Genomic DNA, 17,872 nt, shown 5'->3' with positions numbered 1-17,872 from the left:
AATGTCGAATTATATAATGGCAAGTGATTTGATAGAACATCTTTTTAAGTATAAAAAGCTTGATGTGAAACTTAAAAGCGTTTTAAAATCTAATGAGAGAAATAATCTAGAAAATCTTATTGCTGAAGGTTTAAAAGAAGGTTTTTTGATTAGTGATGATGTTTATATCTATTTGGAAAAACCAGTAGAGTTTCTATTGCTTATAGAAGAAAAAATGCCTATAGACATTACAAGATTTGCTAACTATATAGAGTGGAGAGAATTTGAGGAATATATAATTGCAAAGCTAAGAACAACTGGTTTAGATTATACATCTAGCTATACACATAAAAGGATATCGCATTTCCAAATAGATGTACTAGCAATTGATGTTGTAAAGGGAATTGGATTCATTATTGAATGTAAGCATTGGAGAAGACGTATTGGAGGCTTCTCCATAGCAAAAATTGTTGAAGATCATATGACAAGAATAGACAAGTTTCTGAAGCATTGCGAGTGGGTAGCTTCAGATATTCCTGTAATTCGTAAAGTAAAATTCTTCATACCTATAATAATCACACTTTATACATCTGCAACATGGGCTTTTAAAGGAATTCCAATAGTATCCTTAAGATTTTTAAATGACTTTCTATCAAATATAGATGTTTACATGGATTCTCTAGAACTAAAAAGAATTGAGAATAGATGCTATGTAAAATAACTACTAAGACTCTATTTATAAAACATTATAGATGCATATCCTACTACAATATCCTCATCTCCAGTAACATCAGCTGAGTGATAATACTTCAACAACTTCGCCTTACCATCAACAAGCTTTGCATACTCCATTGCAATAGCTATTGCTCCAAACCCACATACGGTTGCATTATAATCCTCTATAAGTTTTAGAAACTTTCTCGTGTCAAGATCTAATATAGCATCTATAAACTTCTTGTCAAGTTCTCTAACATTTTGAGATATATTTACATGGAATAGTACATAGTCATATATTGAACCATGATGCGTAAAATCTGAAGAAGCAATAACAACAACATCTCTCTTAAGGGCTTCTCCTACATCTTTCAATGCTTTTGCAAATTCCTTCGCTTCTTGATAAGAAACATTTTTAACAACTATAGGCACAATTCTAAATTTGTTTTCGTATATGTATTGAAGAAATGGTAGTTGAACCTCCAGTGAATGCTCTCGTGTATGTGCTAGTGCATCATCATCTAAACCCGTGTACACATTTTTCAACATGTTAATGAATTCTTTATCAATATCAACAAGACCCAGAGGTGTTGCCCATGAAGCATAGTAAGTTGTTGTTGTTATTGTTTTGCCAAATCCTGTATGGTTTGTTCCAATCAAAATCACGGTATCTACTGATTGTTTATTTTCAGCAAGTTCTTTATAAAACCATGCAGCACAATATGCTGAGTAGCTATATCCAGCATGGGGTACAACACCACCAATAATTATAACCTCTCCTTGTTTCTTCTTTGGTAGTGATCCAGGACCAAACCTTGCGTTGGTAAATGCACTTTCTAATTCTTTTAAGAGCTGGTTTTTGTTATATGAGTAAAAACCCCATGCAGCAGCTTGTGGCTCTCTAATAAAACCTTCTCTCAAATCTAATCACTAAAGCATTATATAGATTTTAAAGCGTTTAAATCTTCTTCACTCAATACAAGATTTAATGACATTATATCCTCTATTACATGATCTATGTTTTCGCTTTTTATGAGAGCTACAACATTTGGTTTAGAAAATATATAGCTTAAGGCAACTTGTGCAGGTGTTTTCCCATATTTACTTGCAATATGTATAACAACTGGATGTTTCAAAGCATGTCCTTTTTCAAGAGCAGAACATGCTTGTATAGTAATGTTGTTTTTAATAGCAAATGGTATCAGATCTTTCTCTATACGCTTATCCAAAACATTGTACTTGTTCTGAATCATTGCAATTTCATGTTTTTTCATAATGTTTAAAGCATTTGAAAGCTGCTTCAACTTTAAACCACTTACACCAATGTATCTAGCATATCCAGAATCAACAATTCTTTCCAGAGATCTTAGCTGAAAATCCAGTGGTATGGCATCCTCGTACCATCCAAGCATTATAACATCAACATGACTTATATTCATTTTTTGTAGAATGTTTTTGAATTTTATCTCTGCAGTATTTGGATTTGCTAAGATTAGTGGTGAAACTCTAAAAACTATAAATACCTCATCTCTTTTTATCTTAGTTAAAAATCTTCCAAAAAACTCAATTACTAGTCCATTTGCATATGTTTCAGATATTTCAAAAACATTTATACCATATTCTATTGTCTTAAGCAAAGCTTTTTCAGCATTTATGAAATCTCTTATGTTATGTGTTCCAAATCCAAGTGGAGATATCTTCTCCCCAGTTTTCCCCAAAACCTTTCTATATTTTGAAACATTGTTTTCAACCAAAGTAAAGCACCTGAAAACGTTCTCTAACCCCCACTTGCAAATGGGAATAACTCAATTTCTTGACATTCTTCAGGAATTTTATCATCTAGATAAAGCTGCTCATTATTACATATTGCTATAAACTCGTCTATACTCACATCATCAAACTTCACAATTTTGGAAACTTCAGTAATTAAGTCAGAAACCGTAATATTGTCTATCTCGATTGATAAGATTCTATTCTGGGCTTGTCCAAAACCTATTAGTTTTACTGTTATCTTCCTCATATCATTATAAACCCCATTTACATACCTAGTTAATTTTTTAAATTCTTTTTAAGCACATTTGCTATAAACTCATGTAATTGATTACCAGATATATCTATAGGATTCTTTATAAAAGGCTCTGCATTTACTATCAATACAAACATTTTATTTTCATAAATACTATAAAGTTTTTGCAAAACCTCTATTTCCATTGGATTAACTGATCTATGCAATGAAATAGCTATGCCTATACCTATATCACTAACAATATTGTACTTGATCATGTTCATTATGTTTACCGGTATACCTGTTTTCAATACGCTTTCAATGTTTAATGCAATACCTATTTTATTAGATTCATTCAGAATTTTTTCGATAATTTTATCAATTCCTTTTAAATTTTCAACATACAATAACAAATTATTGTTATATGCATCAGCTAGATATAGGTATGACTCAATTATGAACATGTCCTTAAATCCATAAGAAATATTTCCAGATTCATCTACAATTTTAGATAATATGGTGTCTACAATAACAATTAGTGAAGGGTTGAGCTTATTTAAGCTTCTTAAAATGTTTTGAGTAAAGAATACAAATGCTGAAACAAATTCAGGTTTCTGAAGAATTGTTTCATTTTGATAGTATATATTGTTGGCGAATTCAAAGAAACTTGGCATTACAAAGTTTCTAGATTCCCCAGTTTTACCAATATAGCGCTCTATTGGAAAATCCAGGTCAATAATGTTCTCAATGACATTAGCATCAATAATATAGTGTTTTCTATTTCGTTTTTTCACAATACTTTCATTTACTAAGTACTGCATGTAGAACTCTGTAACATTTTTAACCAAGGGCTTTAGAAAAATCACATTTTCAAAGCTTCTTAAATTATAATCATACCCTATTTTTAATGGTCCTACGTAACCTATGGAAATAGTTATAGGACTCACCTCAGCAACACATTTATGTTTCTCAAAAACTATAGAGTAAATAATATTTTCTGAAGCAGTGTTTTAAACAATTAGATAGTTGTGTAATGAAGTATTAACACTTTTTACTTTTGTATCAAGTAAATGTTTTTTGTGATGAGGCGCTCAACACTGATTTATGATGAGTTTGAACCTCACTGAATATCTTTAACTATGTTATTATTTCAATTTTTGGTTTGGAATTAACTACAATTGATTTTATTATATGTGAAAGCCAGAGCCTAGGTTTATCAGTGTTTAGAACTCCTAATTCTGCAAATAATGGATAAGGTAATGATATTTTCAAGAACTTCGTACGCATGTTTTCTATTCTATTTATAAGATGTGTTATAGTTTCTTGTGAAGGTTTATAAAACCAAATATATGCATTCGTAATGTCTCTTTCTAGAAAGATGCGAGAAGACCAAACCTCAATAAAAATTTTGTCAATATGCTTCATTTTTCCAATGTCTTTTAATACACGTTTTTCAAGAAATTCATATTCTGATTTATAGGAATAGTCTGAATTTTTAGAAAAATCTATGCAAACTGGGGAAGTGCAATTGTATTCGAATATATTATCTAAATCTATTTTGTATGGAGATATAATTGTTGTCTCAACTAAGTCATTGTTAATCAATTTACTTCCAAACATTTTAAATCCTGTGAACTGTGTTAAATGAAATTCATTGCAATTTGTATTAGCTAAAATATCATCAACTTTCCATACTATTATAATTGGTACGTAATTTAATAGCAATGGCCATTGATCTATAGGATCATAGTAAACAACAAATTCCACGTTCATATTGCGTTTATCGATAAAACATTCATTGAATATTTTAATCATCTTGCTAATCCAATCTCCACTATCAAGAATTAAGTAGTTAATGCTATATGGATCTGTTGCATAAGCTCTTCTAAAAGCAATCAAAATTTCACGTGTTATAAACAACATGTTATTCTTTTTAGCTATGTAAGGTGCTACTCCTATTACTGGAGTAATCAAACATTTTTCTGCTTTTAAAGAAGATAACCACTTGACATACTTCTTAATCATTTTGCAAAGAGTATATAAATCATCAATGTTCATAATCTTCAGCATTCCAATGTGACGAATGAAATGATGTTTTTCCCTAATTATAGCAGTTAAAAATGCTATAGCGGAACTTGTGATTAGGTAACTATTTATAGTCATTTTATTCCCATAAATTACAAGGGAATATAATGTGTATCACTTAAGGCTAATAGATAAGCTCCAAGGTATTAGGTATTATGAATAAATTCGATATAGAAATTCCCGTTTGTCCCTTGACGCTCATCCCTATTAGTTCATGTTTGTTTGTGGTTGCGTCAAGGGACTTCCACCTCGCCCATGCATCACGTGCTATCAGCATGGGTTCATGGGTGGCTGTCGAGCCCAACGGCACGGGGCTCCCATCTACGTTGAAGCCTACGGGCTTGGAGCAACGCTCCCATCGCCCCTCAGAGCTCTACAAACACAAGCAAAACCAGAGCTTATAAACCTCACGCCTCATCATCAACAATGAAACAGCCCATATTTTTCGAGTTATCCCCCATTAAAATACTTTGGATAGATTTAATGGAGAATTGGATATATCTTGAACTTGAGATTGAATGCCCCATGTGTTTTAGAAAACAACAATATCTAATTATTTCCCTAGTCAATGAATTAGATATTCTAAAGAATTATAAATGTACCAACTGTGGCTATGGTATTGGGGCAGAAATATTTATTAGTGTTATTGAGGGAATTTTATAGATGGTTAGGGTCGAATGTTTGAGAAGTTGTTGAAGCCCAGGGAGTTCTGCGAGGTTGTTGGAATTAGCTATAGGACTTTTAAGCGGTGGGTTTCTGAAGGTAGAGTGAATATTGTACGAACGCCTAGTGGCAGGATAAGAATACTATACTCTGAGGTTGAGCGTATTCTTGGAGGGAAATCAGAAGCTAAAGAAGTTAGAGCTATTATTTATGCCCGTGTGAGCTCTAGCGACCAAAAGAGCGATCTCGAGAGGCAGATCCAGCACCTAGTGCAGTACTGCTCAGCCAAGGGCTATAGAGTAGTCGATATTTTAAGCGACGTGACCAGCGGCTTGAAGACTAATCGGAGGAGCTTGCTCAAGCTATTCGACTACGTCGTTAATAGAAGGGTGGTCGTTGTGGTAGTTGTCTACAGAGACAGGTTAACGAGGTTTGGCTTTGAGTACCTCGAGTACTTCTTCAAGCAATACGGAGTCAGAATAGAGGTTGTTCTCGGTGAGGAGCCCAAAACGCCCACCAGGAGCTAGTGGAAGAACTGCTAGAGATAGTCACGTCCTTCGCAAGCAGGTTCTACGGTATGAGGAGTCACAAGAAAAAGAAGCTCGTCGAGGGCTTCAAAAAACTAATAGAAGAGGTCGAGAAGGGCAGTGGCGAGAGTAGCTAGAACCGTTGTTGTTGAAACACCTCCTCTCCCACGAAAACTCTTCAGGGTCTTCGTCGAGCTCGAGGGTATGTACCGGAACATGGTCGAGCAGCTCACGTTATATGCTGTGAGGGAGGGTGTATCCTCTTTCACGAAGCTTAAGGCGCTGAAGTACCGGGAGCTGAGGGGTCTCTACCAGCACCTGCCCTCACACTACGCCTACACTGCGTGCCAGGACGCGTCTGCAAGAGTTAGGGGCTTCCTGAGACTGAAGAGATTGGGTTTAGCTAAGAAAGAATACCCAGAGATTAGGAAAGTCAGTATCTGGCTCGACGACCACCTGTGGAAGCCAGGTGGCTTGACCTCTATTAAGATAGCGACCCATGAGGGATGGGTAACAGTGGAGTTCAACTCTCATAGGCAGTATTGGAGGTATATTAATCGTGGATGGAGACTAGCGAGTGAAGCCCGGGTAAAGCTTGATAAGAGAAATAGGCAACTCATAATCAACTTAATGTTCGTTAAGGAGGTTGGAATGTATGAACCTAAAGGTCACCTATCTGTTGATGTGAATGAAAACAACGTTACCATACTGGTTGATGGCACTGCCTACCTCCTCAAAACAGATATTGAGAAGCTTGTCCTAGGTTACTACTATCGCAGGAAGAGGATACAGGAGAAGTACGATAAACTGTATGACGTGAGGTCGGGGGCTAAGAGAAAGGTTATGAGGAGACTTAAGGAGAGGAAGAAAAAGAATGATATTAGGTGGAAGACGGCAAACATTATAGTCAGAGCCGCCTATGAGAGGCAATATGCCATTGTCCTCGAGAAGCTGGATAGAAGACCGGCCAACAACATGATTAAGAGGATTAGGGATGAGCAGTTGCGGCATAGGATTTACCAAGCATCCTTCAGGGGTATTCAGAAAGCAATAGATGAGGTGGCTAGGAAGTATGGTGTTCCGGTGGTTTATGTTAATCCAAAGAACACTTCTAAGACGTGTCCAATACACAATGCCCCAATAAACTATGGTAATGGCTCTAGAATAGGAAGATGCAGTAGAGGAGGTGAACTATGGCACCGCGATGTAGTTGCATGCTGGAACCTCCTCTTTAAGACCCGCCTAGGCGATGGGAGCAATGCTCCAAGCCTGGGCGCGTCTCCTCTAGATGGGAGCCCCGTGCCGTTGGGCTCGACCGCCGCCGGTGAGCCCACAGTAATAGCACGTGACCTGTGGGCGAGGTGGAAGTCCCTAGAGGCAACCCTAAACAACCCTAAAAAACACGGAACAACCCTCTAGGGACAAACGGATTTGCTATATGCCTACATAAAGAAAGAAATTGATTATATAACAATGTCTCTTAAATAATTAGAATTAAATAATGTTATATAATGGTATTGAATCTGAATACTTCTTGCTCTATAAATAATGAACTTTTTGATGTAACATATACTCTACATTGGAATTTAGTGAAGTAATTGAATGTAAAATTGTTGTTAGCATTGAGTTCAATAAGTTATTAAAACTTTATAACATATTTAGCTGCATACTATTAAGCATTATAATGAAAACAATGAAATGGGTAAGTAACATTGGTTTTTAAAGCAAGTCATAGAGGTGATGATGGTTTTACTGATCTTGGCTCTAAAAGAGTTTCCAAGGATTCTATAGTTATAGAGTTTGAAGGAGAGGTGGATGAGCTTGTTTCATTGATAGGTGTTGTTAAGGCTTTTTTCAAAGAATATAATATTACGGATTTAGTTACTATTTTAGACGATATTCAAAGAAAGCTTATGCATATTGCAAGCTATGTCGCATTAATGGGTAAGGTAGATTCACCAATTGATGCTCAAAGTCTAAGTGAAATTGAAAAGCTCATAGATGATTTCTCTAATAAAGTCGTTATTTATCCCAGGTTCGTTGTTCCTGGTGCGTCAATTGGCTCAGCTCTGTTGCATTTTGTTAGAGCAGTTTGTAGAAGAGTTGAGCGAAGAGCAGTTAGAATGCTTAGAGAAGGATTGTTGGATCAAAAAACATATGTATATTTAAATAGATTATCGGATTTGCTATATCTTCTTGCTTTATATGTTAATGTTATTATCAATGTGAAGGAAGACCTGCTATAATTTTTTAAATATTATGGAAAAGAAATGCTAGTAAACCAGCAAAAGCTGCTATTTTTAAAAATCTTGTTGATTTCAACGCTTTGGATGGTTCAAGACTTTTAGCATTCATAAGAGCATATATTATAACAACATCTACAACTAATGCAAATATCATATAGGTAAGACTGTATTGCAAATAAAGTACGGGTAGTATGCTTAAGGTTAGAAGAATTGTATAAACAGCTAAACTAGCTCTAAAAGCAGTTGAGGCTCCATATTCTGTTGCAAGTGTTTTTACATTAAACTTTTTATCTCCTTCAACATCCTCTATTCCCTTCAAAAACTCTCTTCCAAGATTGAACAAGAATGCATATGTTGCTGTTAAAATGGCATGTATATTGCAAGAAGAAAAAAGTGATCCATATACTATGCTCAAAGCAGTTAAAAATGCTATTACAAAATTTCCAATAAGCAATATGCGTTTTAAACGATATGAGTACATGTAAACAAGAAAAATAGCAAATAAAGCAATAACACTACCGATATATGATGAGAGCACGGATATAAGGAAACCTATAAAGAAAAATAATAATGATGCTATATATGCTTTTTCAGGTTTTATTAAGCCCATTGGTATAGGTCTCCACGGCTTATTAACAGCATCAATATCTCTATCAAAGTAGTCATTTACTATATTTCCACCACCACCAATAAAAAATGCTGTTAAAAACACCTTAATCATATTAAAAATACTTGTCCCTCCACCAACAACATAACCAACTATAGCTGCTGCTCCAAGAGCAATGCTATTTCCAATTCTTATTATATTTAACCAGGCTCTAATTCTCTTTATAAACATAGGAATTTTACACCTTCTCAGCAAGCCAACTTCTATACTCTTCAAAGAGCCTCTGTTCACTTTCAAGCCACCTAACATACTCCCCTGGTGTCGTTGGATAATTAAGATAAAGCTCCATAGCTTTGTCCATGTATTGCTTTAATTTATATAGCTTTGTTAGAAAGCCCGGTCTTGATGCTAATGCTATAAAGCCTTTCACTCTACTAATTATTGAGGTGCTTAACACGCCTTTGGAACCCATGTCATATACTTCAGATCCGTTAACAAGACCTGATTTGAACACAAAGTTTAAATCGCTATTGCTCATCCTTTGAAGAAACATTCTTAACACGTCCAATGAAGCTTGTTTTGCTCCATATGCTCTATGGAATTTTGTGTGATAACTCCAAAGATTGTCTATTGTTGCATCACCTTTCTCCAAAGCCTCTACAATAACATCGCTAGCTATTTTAGCACTTAGCATAGCGGAGCCTATTCCACCGCCATGAACAGGATTAGCAGTGGCTGCAGCATCTCCTATAACAACAAAACCATTCCAAACCATACATGGTATGGGCCTTCTTGTTGGAACAACACCTCCTCCACGATGAATAACCTCAGATACTTTGTTTTTGAATCTGCTCAAGATGTAATTGTTATACTGTGTTTTTGGGTTTGGCGCATTTTTCTTCCACTGAACCCCCAATCCTATGTTATAAATACCCCTACCTTTTGGAAATAGCCACCAATAACCTCCTGGAGCAACATCAACATTGAGATATATGTATGCATATCTTTCATCAACATCAATATCCCCAACAACGACTTCTCTATAGGTAATATTGTAATCCTCATTTGGAATATCAATAGAAATCCACCACTCGCGTGGAAGGCTTTTTCTAACAGCAGCTGCAGCACCAGTAGCATCTATCACAACTTTTCCTTCGAATTTCTTCTCAAAACCACTCTTATCTTTTGCAATTACGCCAAAAACTCTTGATCCACTAACTAAAGGCTTTACAAAAAAGTGTTCAAGATAAGCTTCAACACCATTATTAATAGCCATTCTATAAAGTCTTAACCCAAAATTTCTTCTATTGAGGGAATATCCCCTTCCCTTAACAGAAATACTATATAGTTCATCAGGTGAAATCAGCATAACACCATCATATTCATGATCCTTATCAAATCCTGGGATTGGTGGTTCAAGATTCAATTCAACAAAATGATGCTCTCCAATAGCATCACCACAAACTTTATCACCAATGCTTTCCTCATTCTTCATTTCTATTAATGCAACTTTTAAACCATTTTTAGCAAGAGCATAGGATGCATATAAACCTCCAACACCACCTCCAACGACAATAACATCGTATTTCATAAATCTTCACCCATATCAAATACAATTTTTTCTTACTCAGCATTATTCAAATATTTAAACATTGATTAAGTTTTGACAAGCGAACATATAAAATATCCCTCCATAAAATGTCTATGAGGCCAAATTCTAATACACTTTGAAACTCTATAATCAAATGTTATATTCAAGAATTTTGTAAATCCGTTTGACCAGTAATTAAGTCTTGGTTCCTCAACCTCAATTCCATCATAATGTTCAAGTACTTTTGTAACAACATATTCATTTTCTTCTGGAGCAATACTGCATGTTGTATATACAACTCTACCGCCTCTCTTCACTAATTGCAATGCTGTATGAAGAAGCTTGATCTCTCTTTCTACAAGCTTGGCTAAAACCTCTATAGAAGTCTTGGTCTTTCTACTAGGATCAAACATTATACCTCCTTCAGCACTGCATGGCGCATCTAAAAGAACATAATCAAATTTCTCCTTTCCAAACTTTTTAACAAGCTCAATGGCATTCTCATTTATTACAATATATGATTTAAACCCCATTCTTATGAAATGTGAAAGTAGTGATATGGATCTTCTTCTTGAAATATCATTAGCTATAAGAAGTCCTGTATCCTCCATTAATAACATGATGTGAGCAGCTTTTCCACCAGGCGCTGCACACATATCTAGCGTTATTGAATTCTTCTCAGGATTTAGTATCAGAGGTGGTATGAGAGATGCTTGATCTCTATACACATAGTAATAGCCTTTCAAATACTCATGAGTTGATCCTATTGAAGGTGATGAAGGAGCTGTCTCAATATATAAGCAATAGTTACACCATTGAATGTTTTTCAACACGAAATTCATATTTTCAAGTTTCTTCGAAAGCTTATCACAGTCATATCTTAGGTAGTTGCAAAGTATTGCAATTCTTTTCCTAAAATTTTCAAAGGACTCTATTAATTTCAACGCCTCTTCATATCCTAACATTCTTAAATATCTTTCAACCATGTATGGTGCATATCCATATTTTCTAGCTAAATACATAGCTTCTTCAGATATGAAATCAATAGTTATGTCCTTCAAAATGTTATTGATACCTACAGATATTTCATGCATAATGCTCAGCCGATTTGCTTAAGACAATACTTTTGTGATCAGCCGCGGGTTCATCGATCATTGCAAAAATGCTCACTCCTTGTAAGTTTCATCATGTAATTGCTATAGTCTATTTCGCTTATTGCATACAGCAAGTCTTATTCTCATTTTCTTATTTTTGAGGCTATTTTACTTATAAAGTAATGGTATATTGGTGAGGGTGTTAACGGTCTGCTCTTAAACTCTGGATGAGCCTGTGTTCCAATGAACAAAAAGTTATTTCTAAGCTCCATAAACTCTATCACATTTTCATTATCTAAGCTAACACCGCTAATAACAAATCCTGTTGACTCAATTCTGTCTATATACTTTATGTTTACTCCATATCTATGTCTATGTCTTTCTGAAATAATTTCTTTTCCATATGCTTCATAAACTTTTCTATTCTTGAACAGTTTTATCTTTATAGCTCCAAGCCTCATAGATCCTCCTAAAAAATCTATTTCTCTTTGTGATGGTAGCAAATCTATAACTGGATATGGTGTCGAAGGATCTAATTCAGTACTATTCGCATTAGCAAGACCAGCAACATTTCTAGCTATTTCCACAACCATTAATTGAAAACCAAAACAAAGACCAAGTGTTGGAACATTATTTTCCCGTAGAAGTTGAACTGCCTTTATCTTACCCTCTGCACCCCTCTTTCCAAAACCTGGAAGTATTATAGCTCCATCAACATCCTCAAGCTCTTTTGAAATATCCACATATCCATTTTCAATATCTGTTGACTCTATCCATTTAAAAACCGGTTTTACACCTTCATATGCTGAAGCATGTTTAATTGCCTCGACAATACTTATGTAACTATCTCTAAGCTTTGTATATTTTCCTATCATAGCAATTCTAATGCTTTGAGTAGCTTTTGATAGTTTTTCTAAAAAGCTTAGCCATGGAGATATATTTGGCTCTACATAATTTAGTGAAAGCTTTGCTGCTAAAATCTTGTGAATATTTTGATGCATCAATATTATTGGAACTTCATAAATATTGTTCACATCATGATTTGATATAACAGCTTCTGGAGGCACATTACTAAAAAGAGCTATTTTCGCCTTAGCCTCATCATTCAAAGGTTTTTCACATCTAGCAACTATGATATCTGGCTGTATTCCTATTCTCCTCAACTCCTGAACACTATGCTGAACAGGTTTAGTTTTCTGCTCACCAGTAGTCTTTAATGTTGGAACTAAGGCAACATGAATAAATGCAACATTGTTAAACCCCTCCTCTAGCTTCATTTGCCTTGCAGCTTCAAGAAAAGGTAAACTCTCAATATCACCAACAGTTCCCCCAATTTCAACAAATACCATATCTGCGTTATACTCCTTTCCAACATCTCTAATTTTCTGCTTAATTTCATTCGTTACATGTGGAATAATTTGCACAGTTGCTCCTAAATACTCTCCTCTTCTCTCCTTCATGATAACAGCATAGTATATTTGACCTGCTGTAATGTTATTCTTCTTGCTCAAGTCTTTATTTAAAAATCTTTCATAGTGACCTATATCAAGATCTGTTTCACCACCATCTTCAGTTACAAAAACTTCTCCATGAGCATATGGATTCATGGTGCCAGCATCAACATTCAAATAAGGATCTATCTTAATAATGGTTGTGTTATAGCCCATAGACTGAAATAGCATCGCTATAGATGCTGTTGTAACACCTTTTCCAACACCACTTAGCACTCCTCCTGTTACAAATACGTACTTAGTCATAAGCCCTATTGTAAATTTTAGCAGCTAAAAATAGTTTTGAGCTTTTTGGAAAACAAGGAGATAGCCGAAACTATTGTTTTTCAATTCACCTATAGGAAAAACCTTTGCTTCACTAGAAGCACTAGTGGAAAATGCATAAGAATATTCTATGAAAATATCTGGATAATACATTCAATAATGTGTTACCTCTGTATTCTTTTGTAATATTAGATCATGCCCACCTCCATTTTATAAATCCAAAACTTTCAATAAATATCTATGGTGCTGTTAATGATAACATCAAACATGCTATTAATTGCAACTTTGGCTTTGTTAATAGCAGCTCTTTTAGTATCACTCAATAACTACATAAGCTTCAAGAGATCAAGTAGTGGAAACGACGTGAATTTACTATCTGTCTTAATGAAAAGTGCTCATATAAAGAAAGGGTATGCTTATACTGTTGATGTTGGCGATTCAATTGTTTTTGTTGCAGTAGTAAAGAAGAGGGTTAGTAACTCAGTTACAGATGATCTAGCTCAGGAAATTAAGGTTGAAACAAATTAGTAATAACAACTGTGTTGAATAAGATTTAGATATTATATTTCATGTTCTTTTGGGATATATGATATTACAACATTTGGCATTTTTGATGCATAACTTTCAATGCTTTCCTGAATTATTTTTCTCTCCCCATAGTTTATATGGAATTTTCTTAAAGCCCATTCAAGTGAATCTTCTGTTATTACACCTCTTCCCTTACTTGCAACAATTCTAACTAGTGAATCAAGTTCTGCAGCATTAAACCATTTAGTTCTTAATATCAAATCATTAATCAGAATCTCATTTGCTAACTTCACTCTATACTTTTTGCAAAGATTAGACACTATTTTCTCTCTCATCTTTCTATCTGGATACCCCATAAACACTGTTACATCTAGCCTACCTGGTCTCATTAGTGCAGGGTCCATGATATCTGGAGTGTTTGTTGTCATTATTATAAGAGGTCTCTCCCTATCCTGTAGTATATTTAGCCACATATTCATTTCAGCAATAAAAGCTTCGTGTATAGCATTAAACCTATTTACAAGGAAATCTGCATCATCAACAAGAATAACCACATCCTTTTTTCTTTTAAGTGAAGAAAATAGTGACAAAAGCATTTTCTCTGTCATTCCATACCACATAGACCTGTATACACCTGGGTTTATTCTCACAATCTTTTTTCTAAGTTCACTTGCTATAGCTTCAGCAGTTACACTCTTTCCAACGCCAGGAGGACCAATTATTATTATGCCACGTGGAGCATACTGTGCATTAGTATTTATAGGTTCTATTACAAGAGTATATAGATCTTCTTTTATGCGATCAGGCAAGTTGTCGAATTCCCATGATGGATTGTTAATTGGTATTGTGAGAGAAGAGTCTTTTCCATAATCATCCCTGAGTTTAATTTTTAAAACATTTTCGGTATCGAGACTTAGAACAATTATGTGAAGACTATTGAATTGTAGGTGTTTTGCTAACATTTTGTAGTATTTCTTTACATTGCTGTTTAGAAAATTAATGCTATTGCTTAATGCATCACCAGAATTAGTATTTCTATTAGTTAAAATTATGGCAATGCTATTAACATTTTGCTTTACATATTCTGTATATGAATTTACAAAACTTTGGTTGTATATTATTGATATAGCCGAAACACTATCTTCATTTAATATTGAAATCAGCGCCAAGTCTATATCTAACAACTTCATTTCAGATGCTATATGTAGAACAAGTTGCTTAAAGTTCGCTATAAGAGACTTGAAAACTCTTTGATAATATTCTTTATCCTTAAACATTATTATTTTCTTCTGCACACCCCTATAAAGTACTGACACAATTCTAGGAGTTAGTAGCAGTGTTGTTTCATCACCATCACCAAGAACATGTTGTGTTACAATAAACCCCCTTAAATCACTTGGTAATAATCTATCTATGGATTCTATCAATAGTTTACCTTCTCTCCTAACGTTATTGCTCATCAACTCCATATAGCCACAGCCACAAAATAGAACATACTGCTAAATCTTAAAAATCTTAGAGTTAATTTTTCTACTACCTATTCTTTCTCTCAAATATGATTTCATTATTCTTAACAATTTTTACTATTCTGTGAATAGGTATTGCATGTTCATAGCCACTAGAATCAATTACGTAAACATAGTTATTATCAATTCTAACAATTTTAGAGAAAGGTATTTTCCTAAATCCTGTTTCATCAATTCTATCAATTACAACTAAATAATAATCTTCAATGTTCTTCACACTCCACAAAATCTTATTAACAATATCTTTAATTCTCATCTTGATGTCACGTCATGCTAGTTTTGTTTAAAAGCTAAAATGTTCTTAACAAAGTACCCTAAGTTAATAAAACAATTATAGGTGTTACAATTAAAACTATGACACCTCTATAATAGAGGTATAATAAAGAAAATTTTAACCTTTTCCACTTCAATAAAAGCAAAGGTAACAGTTTAGAATAGGTGATATTCAATGGTGAAGTATAGAGTGCTAAGATTAAATGTTTCTACAGGTGATTGGAAAATTGATGAGTATAACGTCGAGGAGGTTTTAGGGCCTATAGATATTGCCTTAAAAATTCACGAGGAATTAGCAACATGGAGCAAAAATGTTTTTGACCCTGATAATGCAGTTGTCATAGGAACTGGCATTTTTGCTGGAAGCAAAATATTTGGAGCTCATAGACTTGTTGTTGTGTTTAGAAGTCCTGAAAGCAAAACTATTCATGTATCTGAAATGGGTGGTGCCGGCTATAGGTTTATTGGCTGTGGTGTTAATGCAATATCTGTTGAGGGTAGAAGCAGTGAACCAGCCATAGTATTTGTTAAAGGTGGTGAAAAAGGTGTTGCAGAGGTAAATATAAGAAGAATGCAGTGGAATAAACTAGAGGAGATATACAGAGGATATGATGGTTACATAGGTGCATATGCACTAGAGAAGTACCTAATTGATACATTCTGGAATGAGATATCATCTATGAAGGCTAGGCCTATAGTTGTTGGGCCTGCAGCATACAAAACTGTTTATGGAGCAATTATTTCAGTAGATGTTGACTTTACTAAAAAGAAGTTTGTTGATGGTAGTGAAGAGTTTGCTGCAAGAGGTGGAGGAGGCTCAGTATTAGCACAAGCACACAATGTTGCAGCAATAGTAGCTGGAGGATCCTATAAACCAGAATTACCTAAGCAATTAACAGACCCTACAGAATTTCTCAAAAGCATGAAAGCTATTTTAGGAAAAGACTTTGTACAAAGTGTTAATGAAGCAACAGTGAAATATCGCTTTGACCCAAGCATAGGAGCTGGTGGAACATTTGGTGTAAATTATCCGCATTACAGAGAATTGCTACCTCTATTCAATTTCAACAGCATATATCTTCACAAGTCAATAAGGAAAAAACTTGTTGATCTCATCTTAGAGCACTTCTGGAAACCAGTTAAAATGGAGTCTTTTGATCTTGCAAAAAGCTGGACTACATGTGGCGAGCCATGCCCTGTTTCATGCAAGAAAATATGGAGAGGTAAGAAGCTAGACTATGAGCCATCAAATGCCTTGGGTCCCTCCATAGGAGTTTTCAAAATAGAATTATCAAGAAACTTGATTGATTTGGCAGATCAATTAGGTTTTGACGCAATTGGTATTGGTCATGTGGTTGCATGGCTTTTGGAAAGTGTTTATAAGGATCTTTTAAAACCAGAGGAGGTAGGACTTGATAGGAAACCTAATATGGATCCAATGCTAATGAATATAGATGAATGGTCTGTGAATGCGCAATTAGCTGAAAAAATCTTGAAAGGACTGGTGGAGGGTTCAACAGATGTGTTGAGAATTGTTGCGAAGGGAGTTAGATTCGCTTGTAAGCAACTAAATAACATGTTTAGTGATAGGGTTAAAAGCATTGGAGTTAGATTCGAAGATCTTGTATTATACCAGCCATATGGAGAAGAAGGATATATGACACCAAATTATTACTGGACTCCAGGCTTCCTCTTACCACTTCCAGTTACAGGTAAATACTGGACAAACTATACAACAACATTCTCAGAGCCAGAGGAATTTGCTAAAGTAGTTGCTACAAGAGCTATAAAGGAGCTGGAGATATCAAATACAGGTCTGTGCAGATTTCACAGAGGCTGGGCTGAGAAAATTTTGCCAAAGCTTTATGAACTAGTTGGAGCAAAAGTTGATTTAGATCAGCATGCAAAGAAATTGTATCGAAAAATAGCAGAGTATTGTATTAAGGCAAATGCAAAACCAAAGTTAGTTGAAGGCGAGAAAGCGAAAGATGTTATAGCAACTCTTGCTACAGAATTCAATGTAGAAGAATGGAATAAGAAGTTTCTGAGCAATAAAGAGGATGCAATCAAAGAATGGATTTCAAGAGCTATAAAAGCAATAGCAATGCAGATAGAACTTCCAGAAGCTTGGTATAAAGACATCTAATATGTTAAAAGGATAGTTAAATCAAATTAATTTTTATTGTATTTCTAACAGAAGATACCTAGTATCTAAAAAGAATAGAATTAAAAGTTTTAATCAAAGGCTAAACAGATTTT

16 protein-coding genes and 1 pseudogene are annotated in these 17,872 nt (G+C 34.7%); 6 read left to right on the top strand and 11 right to left on the bottom strand.

Features of this window, described 5'->3' with window-relative positions; all coding sequences use genetic code 11:
* The first annotated feature begins 1 nt into the window (after nucleotide 1).
* Nucleotides 2-700, top strand: a complete 699-nt coding sequence (locus QPL79_RS02835) for a PDDEXK family nuclease (protein WP_285273265.1) — start codon at nucleotides 2-4, stop codon at nucleotides 698-700.
* A gap of 11 nt (nucleotides 701-711) precedes the next feature.
* On the opposite strand, the gene amrB is transcribed toward QPL79_RS02835, so the two are convergent.
* From amrB to QPL79_RS02810, 5 genes are all read right to left on the bottom strand, one after another.
* On the bottom strand, nucleotides 712-1,614 hold the full coding sequence (gene amrB, locus QPL79_RS02830) for an AmmeMemoRadiSam system protein B (RefSeq protein WP_285273264.1): 903 nt from the start codon (nucleotides 1,612-1,614) through the stop codon (nucleotides 712-714).
* Between the two features lie 17 nt (nucleotides 1,615-1,631).
* On the bottom strand, nucleotides 1,632-2,447 hold the full coding sequence (locus QPL79_RS02825; RefSeq protein ID WP_285273263.1) for an aldo/keto reductase: 816 nt from the start codon (nucleotides 2,445-2,447) through the stop codon (nucleotides 1,632-1,634).
* 23 nt (nucleotides 2,448-2,470) lie between these two features.
* Nucleotides 2,471-2,713: a ubiquitin family protein gene (locus tag QPL79_RS02820; RefSeq protein ID WP_285273262.1), complete on the bottom strand. Its 243-nt coding sequence runs from the start codon at nucleotides 2,711-2,713 to the stop codon at nucleotides 2,471-2,473.
* Nucleotides 2,714-2,742: 29 nt separating this feature from the next.
* A complete protein-coding gene (locus QPL79_RS02815; protein WP_285273261.1) occupies nucleotides 2,743-3,645 on the bottom strand; it encodes a hypothetical protein in 903 nt (300 codons plus the stop codon).
* A 190-nt stretch (nucleotides 3,646-3,835) separates the two neighbouring features.
* Nucleotides 3,836-4,756, bottom strand: a complete 921-nt coding sequence (locus QPL79_RS02810; RefSeq protein ID WP_285273260.1) for a hypothetical protein — start codon at nucleotides 4,754-4,756, stop codon at nucleotides 3,836-3,838.
* Between the two features lie 704 nt (nucleotides 4,757-5,460).
* Here QPL79_RS02810 and QPL79_RS02805 point away from each other — a divergent pair.
* From QPL79_RS02805 to QPL79_RS02795, 3 genes and pseudogenes are all read left to right on the top strand, one after another.
* Nucleotides 5,461-6,110: pseudogene (locus QPL79_RS02805) on the top strand (IS607 family transposase).
* Nucleotides 6,094-7,392, top strand: coding sequence for an RNA-guided endonuclease InsQ/TnpB family protein (locus tag QPL79_RS02800; RefSeq protein ID WP_285273259.1), 1,299 nt, complete (start codon nucleotides 6,094-6,096; stop codon nucleotides 7,390-7,392). Before QPL79_RS02805 ends, QPL79_RS02800 begins: the two are co-directional and overlap by 17 nt.
* Nucleotides 7,393-7,685: 293 nt before the next feature.
* A complete protein-coding gene (locus tag QPL79_RS02795; RefSeq protein ID WP_285273258.1) occupies nucleotides 7,686-8,219 on the top strand; it encodes a cob(I)yrinic acid a,c-diamide adenosyltransferase in 534 nt (177 codons plus the stop codon).
* Nucleotides 8,220-8,223: 4 nt separating this feature from the next.
* On the opposite strand, the gene QPL79_RS02790 is transcribed toward QPL79_RS02795, so the two are convergent.
* From QPL79_RS02790 to pyrG, 4 genes are all read right to left on the bottom strand, one after another.
* Nucleotides 8,224-9,057: a geranylgeranylglycerol-phosphate geranylgeranyltransferase gene (locus tag QPL79_RS02790; RefSeq protein ID WP_285273257.1), complete on the bottom strand. Its 834-nt coding sequence runs from the start codon at nucleotides 9,055-9,057 to the stop codon at nucleotides 8,224-8,226.
* A 7-nt stretch (nucleotides 9,058-9,064) separates the two neighbouring features.
* Nucleotides 9,065-10,417 carry an NAD(P)/FAD-dependent oxidoreductase gene (locus tag QPL79_RS02785; protein WP_285273256.1) on the bottom strand — a complete coding sequence of 451 codons (1,353 nt, stop codon included), beginning with the start codon at nucleotides 10,415-10,417 and terminating at the stop codon, nucleotides 9,065-9,067.
* A gap of 65 nt (nucleotides 10,418-10,482) precedes the next feature.
* Nucleotides 10,483-11,511: an RsmB/NOP family class I SAM-dependent RNA methyltransferase gene (locus QPL79_RS02780; protein ID WP_285273255.1), complete on the bottom strand. Its 1,029-nt coding sequence runs from the start codon at nucleotides 11,509-11,511 to the stop codon at nucleotides 10,483-10,485.
* 143 nt (nucleotides 11,512-11,654) lie between these two features.
* Nucleotides 11,655-13,268 carry a CTP synthase gene (gene pyrG, locus QPL79_RS02775; RefSeq protein WP_285273254.1) on the bottom strand — a complete coding sequence of 538 codons (1,614 nt, stop codon included), beginning with the start codon at nucleotides 13,266-13,268 and terminating at the stop codon, nucleotides 11,655-11,657.
* Between the two features lie 270 nt (nucleotides 13,269-13,538).
* On the opposite strand from pyrG, the gene QPL79_RS02770 reads away from it, so the two are divergent.
* Complete coding sequence (locus tag QPL79_RS02770; protein ID WP_285273253.1) at nucleotides 13,539-13,814, top strand: hypothetical protein; 276 nt, start codon at nucleotides 13,539-13,541, stop codon at nucleotides 13,812-13,814.
* A gap of 32 nt (nucleotides 13,815-13,846) precedes the next feature.
* Here the strand turns inward: QPL79_RS02770 and QPL79_RS02765 are convergent, their stop codons facing one another.
* Together QPL79_RS02765 and QPL79_RS02760 are read right to left on the bottom strand one after the other, a co-directional pair.
* On the bottom strand, nucleotides 13,847-15,283 hold the full coding sequence (locus QPL79_RS02765) for an ATP-binding protein (protein ID WP_285273252.1): 1,437 nt from the start codon (nucleotides 15,281-15,283) through the stop codon (nucleotides 13,847-13,849).
* Nucleotides 15,284-15,347: 64 nt separating this feature from the next.
* Nucleotides 15,348-15,596 (bottom strand): DUF504 domain-containing protein, encoded by a 249-nt coding sequence (locus QPL79_RS02760; RefSeq protein WP_285273251.1) that lies wholly within the window; start codon nucleotides 15,594-15,596, stop codon nucleotides 15,348-15,350.
* Between the two features lie 192 nt (nucleotides 15,597-15,788).
* On the opposite strand from QPL79_RS02760, the gene QPL79_RS02755 reads away from it, so the two are divergent.
* Nucleotides 15,789-17,759, top strand: coding sequence for an aldehyde ferredoxin oxidoreductase N-terminal domain-containing protein (locus tag QPL79_RS02755; RefSeq protein WP_285273250.1), 1,971 nt, complete (start codon nucleotides 15,789-15,791; stop codon nucleotides 17,757-17,759).
* Nucleotides 17,760-17,872: the final 113 nt, after the last annotated feature.

The sequence above is a fragment of the Ignisphaera cupida genome (assembly GCF_030186535.1).
GTDB classification, from domain to species: Archaea; Thermoproteota; Thermoprotei_A; order Sulfolobales; family Ignisphaeraceae; genus Ignisphaera; species Ignisphaera cupida.
The sequence above is the reverse complement of the archived record's forward strand: the minus strand, read 5'-3'. Positions and strand labels throughout refer to the sequence as shown.